General features: G+C 50.9%; 8 protein-coding genes. 6 read left to right on the top strand and 2 right to left on the bottom strand.

The genetic code is table 11. From position 1 onward, the window contains the following. Positions 1–260 precede the first annotated feature (260 nt). From DW743_RS14575 to DW743_RS14560, 4 genes are all read left to right on the top strand, one after another. On the top strand, positions 261–4,049 hold the full coding sequence (locus DW743_RS14575) for a hypothetical protein (RefSeq protein WP_117761988.1): 3,789 nt from the start codon (positions 261–263) through the stop codon (positions 4,047–4,049). Between the two features lie 79 nt (positions 4,050–4,128). After that, complete coding sequence (locus tag DW743_RS14570; RefSeq protein WP_243004590.1) at positions 4,129–5,493, top strand: ABC transporter substrate-binding protein; 1,365 nt, start codon at positions 4,129–4,131, stop codon at positions 5,491–5,493. 11 nt (positions 5,494–5,504) lie between these two features. After that, complete coding sequence (locus DW743_RS14565) at positions 5,505–6,566, top strand: FecCD family ABC transporter permease (RefSeq protein WP_226906339.1); 1,062 nt, start codon at positions 5,505–5,507, stop codon at positions 6,564–6,566. Positions 6,567–6,572: 6 nt separating this feature from the next. Then, complete coding sequence (locus tag DW743_RS14560) at positions 6,573–7,670, top strand: ABC transporter ATP-binding protein (protein ID WP_117761987.1); 1,098 nt, start codon at positions 6,573–6,575, stop codon at positions 7,668–7,670. A gap of 573 nt (positions 7,671–8,243) precedes the next feature. Here the strand turns inward: DW743_RS14560 and trxB are convergent. Both trxB and DW743_RS14550 read right to left on the bottom strand, forming a co-directional pair. Further along, complete coding sequence (trxB, locus tag DW743_RS14555; protein ID WP_117510103.1) at positions 8,244–9,164, bottom strand: thioredoxin-disulfide reductase; 921 nt, start codon at positions 9,162–9,164, stop codon at positions 8,244–8,246. Positions 9,165–9,223: 59 nt separating this feature from the next. Beyond that, positions 9,224–10,549: a hypothetical protein gene (locus tag DW743_RS14550; protein WP_117761986.1), complete on the bottom strand. Its 1,326-nt coding sequence runs from the start codon at positions 10,547–10,549 to the stop codon at positions 9,224–9,226. Between the two features lie 205 nt (positions 10,550–10,754). On the opposite strand from DW743_RS14550, the gene dapF reads away from it, so the two are divergent. Then, complete coding sequence (gene dapF / locus DW743_RS14545) at positions 10,755–11,603, top strand: diaminopimelate epimerase (RefSeq protein WP_117510101.1); 849 nt, start codon at positions 10,755–10,757, stop codon at positions 11,601–11,603. Between the two features lie 171 nt (positions 11,604–11,774). Beyond that, positions 11,775–13,910, top strand: coding sequence for an anaerobic ribonucleoside-triphosphate reductase (gene nrdD / locus DW743_RS14540; protein WP_022461695.1), 2,136 nt, complete (start codon positions 11,775–11,777; stop codon positions 13,908–13,910). The last annotated feature ends 30 nt before the right edge of the window (positions 13,911–13,940 follow it).

Genomic DNA, 13,940 nt, shown 5'->3' with positions numbered 1-13,940 from the left:
ATTCATGGAAAGATGTACGAAGTAAAATCGGACATCTGCTTTTTTGTCGCCATGCGTCCGAAAAAGAGCTCCGGTGGAGAAACTCTTTTGCAGAAAAAGCAGATGTCTGTTTGTCTTTTCGCAGAAAAAATGTGTCCTCAAAAACAAGATTACTTGCAGGGAGACATCATTGACGGGGACAGGCACCGCCCAGCTGCCTGAAAAAGTCAGACGGAATCCGGAGCAGATGCGCGAAGGAGATCCGAAGAAAAGGAGAAGTTATGAAAGGAAATTCAAGCAAATTTCTGGCACTGCTGCTGTCGGCGTCCATGATCATGAGCCCGACTGCCAGCGTATTAGCAGATACGCAGGAAAAAGCAGCACAGACAGAAAGCAGCGCAGCCGCAGAGGAAGCGCCGCAGAGCGAAGAAACAGCAGAGACGGCAGAACCGGAAACAACACCGGCAGAAACCGAGAGCAGTGAAAGCACTGCAGAGACTCCGGCAGAAGAGCCGACGGAAACACCGGCCGCGCCTGCAGAGGATCAGACACCGGCAGGATCTGACGAGACCGAGACACCATCCGCAGATGAGGATGCTTCGGAAGATACTGCAGAGGACACTGCAAAAGACGGTGAAGAGACTGCCGATACCACAGAAAAAGAGCCGGAAGCAGCAGATGAGACTTCCCAAGATGCTGGAAAAGAAACACCGGCAAAAGAAGAAACCAAAGATGCTGTAAAAGAGAATACCAGTCCGGCGGCAGAACAGCCGAAAACGGAAGTAAAAGAAACAACCCAAAATGAGGCATCCAATACAGCCGAGAAGAAAGAAACAAAAGCAGCGGAAGCAGCAAAACCGGCAGATGGTGAGTATGAGACTTCTGCAGAAGCAACCGGAAGCATGTTCCGTGTGATTTCTTCCAGACTCATCGTAAAAGATGGAAAACTGAAAGCATCCATTCTGCTGAGTGGAACCGGCTATGATTACCTGTATACGGGAACAGCAGCAGAAGCTGCCGCAGCAGATGAAAAGAGCTGGATTGCTCCGACAGGAAGCGAAACCTATACGGATACGAAGACCGGTGCAGAAAAGACCGGATATCGTTTTGAAATTCCGGTGGAAGAGCTTGACAAACAGATGGATGTTGCCGTTCGCTCAGCCAAGAAAAAAACATGGGCTGATAAAACCGTTACGATCCACAGCACCGATGCAATCCCGACGGTAACACCGGAACCAACCGAGACTCCAAGCGAAAATCCAGGTGAGGATTCCTCGAATAAGCCAGCCAGTGTAGAAGCACCGGTTACCAAAGAGGACGGCAGCGTATTCAAAATGTTCGTCATCTCCGAGGCAACAATGATCAACAAGGGTGATAAACTCGTTCTTACACTGAAAACAAACAACGTATCATTTGATAAACTGTATCTTGGAAAGAACGATGACCTTGCAAAAACACCGGCTATCCAGGGAATGCAGGAAGCAAACGGCGGTTATTCCTTTACATTTGAAGTAGATGCGGACAAAGCCGGCACAACCGTTCCGATCGTTCTTGGAAAGAAAGACGGAACCTGGTACACCAAACAGCAGCTTTATCTTGCAGTTCCGGGAAGTAAAACACCGGAAGTAACTCCGATACCGGAGCCGACCGAGACTCCGGTCCCGACTGCAACCCCGACTCCGAGTGAGACTCCGGTTCCAACCGCAACTCCAACTCCGGAACCGGCGAAAGTAGAAAACGGTATCTACAGCGGAACCGCGGAGACCGGCGCAGCTATGTTCAAAGTAGTCGGCGTAGAGCTGACCGTAAAAGACGGCGACATGAAAGCACGCATCACGTTAAGTGGTGTTGCCTACGATTATCTGTACATGGGAACACCGGAAGAGGCAGCTGCCGCAGACAAGAGTGCATGGATTGCAGGTGTCGGCACCGTTGATTACACAACAGCAGACGGCGAGACGAAAACAGGAATGCAGTATGATATTCCGGTAGCAGCACTCGATCAGGCACTTGTTGTTTCTTCCCATTCTGCAAAACGGGATAAATGGTATGCAAGAACCATTACTATTGCATCTTCCAGTCTGAAAAAGACCGCAGATCTTCCGGCAGATGAGACCAATAAAGTAGCAGATGGTATTTACAGTGCAGAGGCAACAACTAATGCAGCAATGTTCAAGGTAGTCGGCGTAAAACTGACCGCGAAAAACGGAAAAATGACAGCAGTTATCACCTTAAGCGGAAGCGGCTATGATTATCTGTATATGGGAACCGGAAAAGATGCGGCAGCAGAGAGCGGCGCATGGATCGCTTCCACCGGAAAAGTGGACTACACCTTAGACGGTGAAACCAAAACAGGAATGCAGTTTGAAATCCCGGTAGAAGCACTGGATCAGGAACTTGCTGTAGCAGCTCATGCAGTAAAGAGCGGCAAATGGTACGACAGAGCCATCACGATTGCATCTTCCAGCCTGAAAAAGACCGGAGACCTTCCGTCGGATGACAACAAGGGCGATACTCCGAAACCAACCCTCGTTCCGACCAATACCCCAACCGTATCTCCATCTGAGACACCGGTTGTAAAACCCACCAGCACCCCGACTCCGGCACCGACCCAGAAACCGGCCGATACCAAACCGGAGCAGGAATCCAAATATGAGTCTGACTTAAGCGGCGGCACATCCAAAGTAGACAGTGCAACCACACTGGCAGACGGCGTTTACACACCAGACGGATTCTCCTTCTCCGGCGGATCCGGAAAGGTAACCATCTCCTGCAGCAAGATTACTGTAACGAACGGACAGGCTTATGCAACGATCGCATTCAGCAGTCCGTACTACGGATATGTAAAAGCAAACGGAAATAAATACATGGCAAATGTCAGCGGCGGAAGCAGCATCTTCACCATTCCGGTTGAGCTGAACAAGAACAATACCATTATCGGTATGACCACCAGAATGTCCGTTGCCCATGAGATTTCCTACAACATCTTCATCTCCCTGGCAGCAGCAAAGAAGGGCGGCAGCACTTCTTTCAGCACAGGATTTGTAAAAGCAGACGGAACAACCTCCACGATCAGCACCGATAACTCCAAGCTGGATACCACCGCTCCAGAGATCATGGGACTGGAATACAAAGCAGAGACAAAACTTGCTTACGCAGAGTACTTCAAGATGTATCATTACGACGAAGGCATCACCCTGCTGGAGATCGATATGACAAAAGATACCGAGCGTGATCCGGAGAAACGGACCGAGGACGACAAGAAAGCAGAAGATACCGATACCGCAGCAGCAGAGAATACCGCAGCAGCAACCGACGAGGAAGAAGCGGCAGCAGCATCCGATTCCAAAAAAACCAGCACTGAGAAAGCGAAAGATCTGACCGAAAAGACAAAAGAGCTGTACGAAGGCAATGTTGTCAAATATCTGATCGTTCCGAAAGATGTTGAGATTCCGGCAGGACTGGACAAAGATATGATCGTGATCCAGCTTCCGGTTGAGAAAACATACGTAGCATCTGAGGATGCCCTGAAACTTCTCGATGAGCAGTTAGACGCAGCAGAGAGCATCAAAGCAGTCGGCATGGAGCAGAAAGACTGCCAGATCGAAAACATTGCAAAAGCAATGGAAAACAAAAAAATCTCCTTCGACGGAGCATTCGATGATCTGGACTACAAAGCTCTGGTAAAAGACGAAATCGATTTTGCAATTCTTCCGTCTGAGTTCCTTCCGGGAAATGCAAAAGATGAGGAAGATGCTGATGCAGCCGACGAGACCGCAGATACCAAAGCTGAGGATCAGAAGGACGATAAAGACGATAAGACAACGGATGAGAAAGCAGACGAAGACAAGACTCCGGAAGAACTTCTGAAAGAGGAAAATGAGCGTCTGTCCGACACCGCAGAGCGTCTGGCAACCCTGACCATTCCGATGCTGGTTGACCGTTCCGCAGACGAGAAGACCGATCTTGCGAAAGCAGAGTGGCTGAAAGTCTACGGCGTGATCTTCGGATGCGAGGATCAGGCAAACGAGCTGTTCCAGCAGATGGTAAAGGCAGAAGAGAATAAATAAGTACAATAATTTGCAGCAAAAAATGAGAAAGGGCTGCTGCCGTATGGCAGCGGCTTTTTCTTTAAGAAAGGAATATCAAATGACAGGAAAAAACGAAAGAAAGCTGAAAAAATGGGCTGCACTTTTTCTTGCAGCAGCGATGTCACTGACGGCCTGCGGCAGCACCGCATCAACGGGAAGCAGCACATCGTCCGCGTCGGGCACTTCGGCAGTTTCTGAGAGCAGCACATCCACAGCATCCGCAGCAGACGTTTCCGAAAGCCAGACGGAGAGCACATCCGTCTCGGAAAGTACGGCTGAAAGTGAAAGCACCTCCGAAGCCACTGCTGAGAGCAGCACCTCCGGGAGTGATACCGCATCCGCGGATGGTTTCGCAACGACAGACGATGTCAGCGACGCACCGGACATCACCGGAATCACCATCGAGAGCAAGATGGTCCTGAATTACGCGGAGTGCTTTAACGTATACTACTGCACAGACGGCTATAAACTGATCGATGTCAGAGACGGCGCGCAGTATCTGCTCGTCCCGGACGGAAAAGAGGCGCCGGATGACCTCGATTCCGACGTAATTGTAATCCATCAGCCGCTGGAACGCATCTACATGGCAGCAACCTCTCCGATGGCGCTGTTCGATGCCATCGACTCCCTCGATACGATTCGTCTCTCCGGTGAAACCGCAGACAACTGGTACGTACAGGATGCCGTTGACGCGATGAATGCCGGAACGATGATCTTCGCCGGAAAATACAGTGAGCCGGATTACGAACTTCTGGTCAGTGAGAACTGTGATCTGGCCATTGAATCCACGATGATCCTCCATTCCCCGAAGGTACAGGAGATGATCGAGATGCTCGATATTCCGGTCTTCATCGACCGTTCCAGCTACGAATCCCAGCCTCTTGGCAGAACCGAATGGATCAAACTCTACGGTGCCATGCTGGACAAAGAGGAGGAGGCAGCCGACTTCTTTGCAAATCAGGCAAGTGTTGTGGAAAATCTGAAGGATTTCCAGAATACCGAAAAAACGGTCGCTTTCTTCTATATTAATACGAGCGGAGCTGCCGTTGTGCGGAACCCGGAGGACTATATTTCCAACATGATCGAGCTTGGCGGTGCGCGCAACGCCTTCCGTGATCTCCAGGACGACAGCGGAAAAACATCCGTGCCGATCACGATGGAGCAGTTCTACGATACGGCCGAAGATGCGGACTACCTGATCTACAACGCAAGCATCGATTCCACCGTCAAAACCCTGGACGACCTGCTGGCAAAGGATTCCATGTTTGCCGATTACAAAGCAGTCAAAGAGGGCAATGTCTGGACAACCGAGAAATCGATGTATCAGGCAACCGATAAAATTGCACAGTTTACCAACGACATTAACCTTCTGGTAACGGGCGGCGATCCGGATCAGATGGTATTCTTAAGAAAATTATCCTGATGGAGGAACGTATGTCAGAGAAAAAAAATATGACAGGAAAAGAGAACAGTTTCCATATGGAAAACTTCCGGCGCCGTTCGCGGTATGCCGCTGTGTTTCTGGTGCTGATTCTGGCGTTCGCTGCCATCACCGTGCTGAATATCAATTCCGGAAACGTAAATATTTCGATTCCGGAAATTTTCCGGATTCTGCTGCGGCGGACCGGAGAGGGGAAAGAGTACAATATTATCTGGAAAATCCGCCTTCCGCGTATTCTGATGGCGGCAATCCTGGGCGGTGCTCTGTCCCTGTCGGGCTTCCTTTTACAGACTTTCTTTGAAAACCCGATTGCCGGTCCGTTTGTTCTTGGAATTTCCTCGGGAGCCAAAATGGTCGTGGCGCTGACCATGATCTTTTATCTGGAGTGGGCGCGCAATATCACATCTTACACGATGATTGTTGCAGCATTCTTAGGATCCCTTCTCTCCGTCGGCTTCATTCTGCTGATGTCCCGACGGATCAAAAATATGGCAGGACTTCTCGTCGGCGGTATTATGATCGGTTACATCTGCTCGGCGGTCACGGATTTTGTTGTCACCTTCGCGGAGGATTCCGATATCGTCAACCTCCACGGCTGGTCACAGGGAAGCTTCTCCGGCATGAGCTGGAGCAACGTAGCGATCTCTGCGGCTGTGATCGGCATCACCTTTGTCATCACGTTCCTGATGGCAAAACCGATCGGTGCATACCAGCTCGGTGAGGCGTATGCGCAGAGCATGGGTGTCAACATCAAAGTATTCCGCATCGCGCTGATTCTGCTTTCGAGTATTCTCTCCGCATGCGTCACCGCATTTGCCGGTCCGATTTCGTTTGTCGGCATTGCCGTCCCGTTCCTCGTCAAACAGAGCCTCGGCACATCGCGTCCGCTCGTCGTAATCCCGGGAACGTTCCTCGGCGGAGCCGTCTTCTGTATGATGTGCGACCTGATCGCGCGTATGGCGTTTGCACCGCTGGAGCTGTCCATCAGTACGGTCACATCGATCTTTGGTGCGCCGGTCGTCATTTTCATGATGCTGCGCCGGAAAAGGGGGTAAGAGAATATGAATGAATATTATTTTCATCTGGACCACCTGACGGTCGGCTATGATAAGAAGCCGCTGATCAAAGATATCTGCATCAGCATCGAAAAAGGCGAGATCGTTACGCTGATCGGACCGAACGGTTCCGGTAAATCAACGATTCTGAAAAGCATCACCCGCCAGTTAAAGCTGGTCGGCGGAAATGTGGAGTTTGACGGGAAAAACCTGCATGAGCTTTCGTTCCGCGAGTTGTCCACGAAGATGGCCGTTGTGCTGACGGAGCGCATGAAGCCGGAGCTGATGACCTGCCACGATATCGTGGCAACGGGCCGCTATCCGTACACCGGACGGCTCGGCATGCTGACCCGTGAGGATGAGGAAAAGGTCGAGAAGGCGATGCGCGCCGTTCATGCCGAAGAGCTCGGCGGCCGCGATTTCAACGCTATCAGCGACGGCCAGCGCCAGAGAGTGCTTCTTGCGCGTGCGATTTGTCAGGAGCCGGAGGTCATCATCCTCGACGAGCCGACTTCTTTCCTCGATATCCGCCACAAGCTGGAACTGCTCGCGATTCTGCGCCGCATGGCAAAGGAGAAGGGCATCACCGTCATCATGTCGCTGCATGAGATCGATCTGGCACAGAAAATTTCAGATAAGATCATCTGCGTCAAGGGCGATGCTATTTCCCATTTCGGCGCACCGGAGACAATTTTCCGCGAGGATATCATCCGCGAACTGTACGAGATTGACAATGGTTCGTTTGACCCGTGCTTCGGAAGCATCGAGCTGCCGCGGCCGGAGGGAACACCGCGCGTCTTTGTCCTCGCAGGCGGCGGAACGGGAATCCTGGTGTTCCGGAAACTGCAGAAGGAAAATGTCCCGTTTGCGGCAGGCGTCCTGTATACGAACGATATCGATTACCAGCTCGCCCGCATTCTGGCGATGGAGACGGTAACCGAAGCACCGTTCCAGGAGATCAGCGACGAGGCATTTGCCCGCGCCTGCGAGCTGATGAAGAGCTGTGAACGTGTCATCGACACCGGCGTCCCGGTGGGCATGTGCAACCGCCGGATCGAAGAGCTGAGGGCAGAAGCAAAGCGGCTTGGAAAGCTGGCAGAGTAAAACAAAGAAAAATCCAATCAAAATCTCCTGTCTGGGAACGAAACAATCGTTTTCCGAACAGGAGATTTTCTTTTTGCAGCCATTGTAAAAACAGCAAAAGAACACGAAAAATGTAATATTAAATTGTACGAAAAATTCACACAATTCAAGTCAAAAACCAACAGAGATTGACACTTAAAAAGTCAAGTGCTTTATAAAATCTTTTGGCGAAATAACGGTTTTCTCTGTTATGACCAAAACACGCGTTCTGATTTCGCAAGATTTAAACACATGCTTTCCACACCGTTTTTCGTGGATAATGTGGATAACTCGGTGTATAACTTGTTTTTAGGCATGTTTTCGGTGGTTAACTATGTGGATAACTTGTGGACGGGATGTTTATAAAATTGGCCCGTGTGGGAAAAAACCGGTTTCTTTGTGCAATTTCGACAAAAAGAGGTTTTAAAGTTTTACACGACTGACATGAAAGGTTTTTCAGATTTCAGAAACTACGGAAAAACAGAAAAAAGCAGGCAGTTCTCCGTACAATACGAAGAATGCCTGCTTTTGCCGTATTCTATTCGAAAGAAGCCATCAGTGGCTGATCAGATATTTCTCTACCGAAGTCACACAGTTCGCGCCGTCGGCGGCTGCCGTGATGATCTGACGGAGCTGCTTCGTGCGGACATCGCCTGCGGCGAACACGCCCGGCACGCTCGTCACACCGTCTTCGCCGGCTTTGATGTAGCCAGCCTCATCGGTTTCTACGATGCCTGCGATCAGTGCGGAGACCGGAACGATGCCGACGGCAATAAACACGCCGTCTACCGTGATCACACCGGCTTCCCCTGCCTTTTTGTTCGTTACCTTCACGCCGGACACCATCTCGTTTCCTTCGATGGAATCCACAACCGTATCCCACACCATTTCCACATTCGGCAGTGCCAGCAGTGCATCCTGGAGAACACCGGCTGCCCGCAGTTCATCGCGGCGGTGGATCACGTAAACCTTTTTGCACGTTCTGGCAAGGAAAATCGCATCCTCCACGGCGACATCGCCGCCGCCGATAACGGCAACGGTTTTGTCTTTGAAAAATGCGCCGTCACACGTTGCACAGTAAGAGACGCCCATGCCGGAGAGCTCCTTTTCACCAGGTACATTTAACGCGCGGTGCTCCGCACCGGTTGCAAGAATGACCGTTTTGGCATGATACTCATTTTTTCTCGTGCGGACAATCTTGATCTCTTCGTCAAGAACAAGCTCCTTCACACGCTCACGGGAAAATTCCGCGCCCATTTTTTCAGCGTGTGCGCGCAGCGTGCTTCCGAGATCCATGCCGCTGATGCCCGGAAGGCCGGGATAGTTGTCTACTTCATAGGTATTCAGCACCTGGCCGCCGCTTGCAAAGTTTGCCTCAATCGTAAGAGAGGAGAGCTTTGCGCGTTTCGCATAAATCGCGGCAGAAAGACCCGCCGGGCCGGAGCCGATGATGATAACGTCGTATAAGTTTTCCATAAAAATCCTCGTTTTCGTCTGTAGTAAGCTGCCATGCAGCCATTTTTCTGAAAGTATCGTTACGGAGCCGGTGTTTCGGACGGTTCCTGACTGTCGGAAACGGAAGATGAATCTTCCGCGGAAGTTTTTTTGGCTTCTTCTTCCGGCGCTTCCGGCTGGTTGTGAACCACCTTGATGCTGCGTACCAGCTTCAGATCGTTGTCGATGCCGATTTCAGTGTAGTCCAGCTTTTCGTCATCACTATAGAATGTGTAGAGTGTCAGGTTACTATCCTCTTTTTCCGTTTTTTCTGATTTGGCATCCCCTGCCTTCGCCAGAAAATCGCTCTCGGAAGTGCCGAGCGTGATGCCGTTTGTGATTGAAATCGGAATCTTTGTCGTATCGAGATCGCCGTACAGCGAAGTAACAAAACAGTTGCGCACTGTCGTCGCCTCCGCGCCGTAATTATGTACGGTGCAGTAAAGCTTCTGACCGCCCTTTTCCAGCGTGACGTAGCCGTATTTTCCGTTTAAAACGGCCGTATCGGACTCTTTCGTATTGACGGTCCAGTCGTGGTCCAGAAGTTCACTGACCGGAACGGGAAGATGATAGAGTACATCGTCAAAGCGGACGGTCCAGTCGTTGATTTCACTGCTGTCGGCTTCCGGTGCCTGGTAGGCCTCCACTTCCGGTGTTGTGGCATCGCTGACACCATCGAGCGCTTCTGCATCAGCCGTGGTCGTAAAGTTCTGCATATCGAGGGAATACAGAATTCCCGTTTTGTTATCGAAGCCGAGCGTGATCGTCTGGTACAGCCCGTACTCATACGTGAACTGCACAGAGGTATCGGTCTCATAACGGTCCTTTGGCGCACCGTAGATGCTTTCCGCATCCTCCATCAGCGACTGCTGCAGAGTGACGCCGTTCGGCAGGCCGACATAGATATTCTGGCCCTCAGCGGTCGAGGTATCGATGTGAATGCCTCCGATCAGACATTCCGCCACTGGCTTTACCGTGGTGTCCGGATTGGCAATATCGACGGTAATCTGGTTTCCGTCCTTTTCAAAGCTTTCGCCCTCTGAGAAGGATTCCGGCTGGATTTCCTTCGTGTCGTCGCCGCTGTAAACCCAGCCAAGCGCTGTAAAATCCGCGTAGGATTCCGGAATTTCGTATGTATCGCCCCAGATGGCAAGCTGAAAACTGTTCAGGTTCTTCGAGAGATCTACATCGTATTCCGGAATCTCATCGGAATCGCCGGAGGCCGCCAGATTGTCTTCGGGGTCGTCATCGTCGGTACTCTGACTGATGGTTGTGATCGGAATCGTTTCTGTTTTCTTTCCGCAGCCGCTCGTTCCCACGAGGAAAGCGGCAAATACTGCTGTTAAAACCCAACGGTATTTTTTCATCAAAACCTCCTCATAATAAATGGTTAAAAATATTTGAAAGTTACTTCATGTAAGTAACGATATCAGTTCCCCCTATTCTATCACATTCCGCTTCGTTTTCCAATGTCTGAAGCGGATTTGAGAAAAATGGTTTTTCAAAAGCGCGGTACGGAATACATATTTAGTAAGGAACTGGAAAGGGCAGAAGTCTGGGAGGAGGCTGTGTATGCGTTTTACAAAAATGCAGGGCTGCGGAAATGATTATATCTATGTAAATGCCATGGAGGAGCGGGTGGAGAGTCCGGGACGGCTGGCAAAAGCGGTAAGTGACCGCCATTTCGGCATCGGCGCGGACGGGCTGATTCTGATCGGGGCATCCAAAACAGCAGATTTTTCGATGGAAATGTACAACGCCGACGGCTCGAAGGGCGCGATGTGCGGCAACGGCATCCGCTGTGTGGGAAAATACGTGTACGAGCATGGGCTGACGAGAAAAACGACGCTGACTATCGAAACCGGCAGCGGAAACCGTGTGATTCATCTGCAGACGGGGGAGAATCCGAATGAGATCTGTCAGGTGACAGTGGAGATGGGAACGCCGGAATTCCGCGCCGCACAGATCCCCGTTGTTTCTCTGGGGGAATATGTGCTGGAGCATAAAATTACCGTGTGCGGGGAAAATTATACGATGACCTGCCTTTCGATGGGAAATCCGCATGCGGTGATTCCGGTGGAAGATGTGGAAAAAATATCCATTGCAAAGACCGGTTCCGCTTTTGAACACCTTTCCTGCTTCCCGGACCGTATCAATACAGAGTTTATCCAGACTTTAGATCAACACACAATAAAAATGAGAGTCTGGGAACGTGGGAGCGGTGAAACGCTGTCCTGCGGAACGGGAGCGTGTGCGGCAGCCGTCGCGGCGATGCTTTCCGGCTGTGTTTCGGAGGGAGAAACTGCCGTAGAACTGCGCGGCGGCAGGCTTTTCGTTACATGGGACCGGACGAAAAATAAGGTCCTTCTGACCGGCCCGGCCGAGACCGTTTTTGAAGGAACGCTTGCAGAACGAATTTGAAAAATGCAGATTTCTGTCTGCACGAAAGAGCAGTATGCAATATTCTGAAAATAAAAACTTACAGGAAATGCCTTTTCTTTTCAAAAGAAACATGCTACAATATGTGGTGCCCGCTACAAGAAAAGGGTGGGGGACACACAAGATATAGTGTTTGATTTGGAGGACACCACAATGGTTTATATTATCAAAAAGGACGGCACCAAAGAAGAATTCGACGCGCAGAAGATCGTCCGTGCCGTAAATAAATCCGCACAGAGAATCCTGTATACCTTCTCACAGCAGGAGATTGACTTTATCTGTAAGTTCGCAACCGAGCACGTATATTCCCTTGGAAAGACCGAAATTCCGATCAGCGATATGCACAATATCGTGGAGGGAGCACTCGAAAAAGTAAACCCGGCTGTGGCAAAAAGCTACCGCGATTACCGCAATTACAAAACTGATTTTATCCATATGATGGACGAGGTCTACACGAAGAGCCAGTCCATCCGCTACATCGGCGACAAGAGCAATGCCAACACCGACAGCGCCCTCGTTGCAACGAAGCGAAGCCTGATTTTCAACGAGCTGAACAAAGAGCTGTACCGCAAGTTCTTCATGAACCGCAACGAGCTGCAGGCCTGTAAGGACGGTTACATCTACATCCACGACCAGTCCGCACGTCTCGATACCATGAACTGCTGTCTGTTCGATGTCGGAAACGTTTTAAAAGGCGGTTTCGAGATGGGAAATGTCTGGTACAACGAGCCGAAGACACTCGACACCGCATTTGATGTCATGGGCGATATCGTCCTCAGCACCGCTGCACAGCAGTACGGCGGCTTTACCGTGCCGGAGGTGGACAAGATCCTTGCTCCGTACGCACAGAAGAGCTACGATTACTACGTAAAAGAGTTCCTGAAATATACCGACGCATCCTGGGAGGGTGCACAGGAGAAAGCCATCGAGTATGCGATCGACAAAGTAAGAAGAGAGTGCGATCAGGGATGGCAGGGAATTGAGTATAAACTGAACACTGTTGGATCTTCCCGCGGTGATTATCCGTTCGTTACCGTGACCCTCGGCCTTGGAACGAGCATGTTCGAGAAGATGATTTCCATCTCCCTTCTCGAGGTCCACAAAAACGGACAGGGCAAGAAAGGCCACAAAAAGCCGGTGCTCTTCCCGAAAATCGTCTTCTTATATGACAAGGCAATTCACGGAGAGGGCGGCATCGCAGAAGATGTCTTTGAGGCAGGACTTGACTGTTCCTCTAAAACCATGTATCCGGACTGGCTGTCGATGAGCGGCGAGGGCTACATCGCCGAGATGTACAAGAAATACAAGAGAGTCATCAGCCCGATGGGATGCCGTGCTTTCCTTAGCCCGTGGTACGAGCGCGGAGGCATGGAGCCGGCAGATGAGAACGACAAACCGGTCTTTGTCGGACGTTTCAACATCGGAGCCGTTTCCCTTCATCTTCCGATGATCCTGGCAAAATCCCGTTCCGAGAACCGCGATTTCCACGAAGTGCTTGATTTCTACCTCGAGATGATCCGCGATCTGCACAAACGGACCTACGATTACCTCGGCGAGATGCGTGCATCCACGAACCCGCTGGCTTACTGCGAGGGAGGTTTCTACGGCGGCCACTTAAAACCGTCCGACAAGATCCGCCCGCTGTTAAAGCCGATGACCGCATCGTTCGGTATCACGGCGCTGAACGAGCTGCAGGAGCTGTACAACGGAAAATCTCTTGTTGAGGACGGACAGTTCGCACTCGACACGCTGAAATATATCAACGACAAGGTTGCCGAGTTTAAGAAAGAGGACGGCATCCTCTATGCGATCTACGGCACACCGGCAGAATCCCTGTGCGGCCTGCAGATAGAGCAGTTCCGCAAACAGTACGGCATCGTCCGCAACGTTTCGGACCGCCCGTATGTGAGCAACAGTTTCCACTGCCACGTAACCGAGGACATCACCCCGATCCAGAAACAGGATCTCGAGGGACGTTTCTGGGAGCTCTGCAACGGCGGAAAAATCCAGTATGTGCGCTACCCGGTCGGCTACAACAAAGGTGCGATCAAGACCCTGATCGAGCGTGCAATGGAGCTCGGCTACTACGAGGGCGTCAACCTGTCCCTGGCTTACTGCGATGACTGCGGCCACCAGGAACTCGACATGGATGTCTGCCCGGTCTGCGGTTCCAAGAACCTGACAAAGATCGACCGTATGAACGGCTATCTTTCCTACAGCCGTGTCCATGGCGACACCCGTCTGAACGAGGCGAAGATGGCAGAAATTGCGGAAAGAAAATCGATGTAAAATCATTGCGATATTTGTAATACGATAAAA

Origin of the sequence: Blautia sp. AM28-27, from assembly GCF_003480905.1 — a bacterium.
GTDB lineage: Bacteria > Bacillota > Clostridia > Lachnospirales > Lachnospiraceae > Fusicatenibacter > Fusicatenibacter saccharivorans.
The sequence above is the reverse complement of the archived record's forward strand: the minus strand, read 5'-3'. Positions and strand labels throughout refer to the sequence as shown.